Here is a 316-nt window from a genome sequence, read left to right as displayed (position 1 = left end):
GTAACCATGCGGCGTAGGCCGCAGTACGGCTATTTCGGGTCGTCCGATCTTGTGAGCAGGTGAGGATTGGCTTTGTAGATTTCGGCGAGGCCTTTGAGCGTCTCGATGCCGAAGTCTGTGAACGCCATGACGCTGTCATCGCCTGGCCCATAGACCCAGACCACGCTGTCCTCCTGGTCCATTTCATTGGCCACGTCCCACAGCCAGTCCTCGTCCTCACCGAGCATTTCGGCGACGCGGGCAATGGTATGGACATGGTKGACCTTGTTAACCGGGGCCAATGTCAGGCCGCCGCCGCAGCGATGGCGGATGCTTT

At 59.7% G+C, this 316-nt stretch carries 1 protein-coding gene; it reads right to left on the bottom strand.

Features of this window, described 5'->3' with window-relative positions; translation table 11 throughout:
* Positions 1–29 precede the first annotated feature (29 nt).
* Positions 30–311: a hypothetical protein gene (locus AC1DIO_RS35650; RefSeq protein WP_476854994.1), complete on the bottom strand. Its 282-nt coding sequence runs from the start codon at positions 309–311 to the stop codon at positions 30–32.
* Positions 312–316: the final 5 nt, after the last annotated feature.

Source organism: Allobosea sp. 05T439 (assembly GCF_056396005.1).
This window is presented reverse-complemented; position numbering and strand designations above follow the sequence as displayed.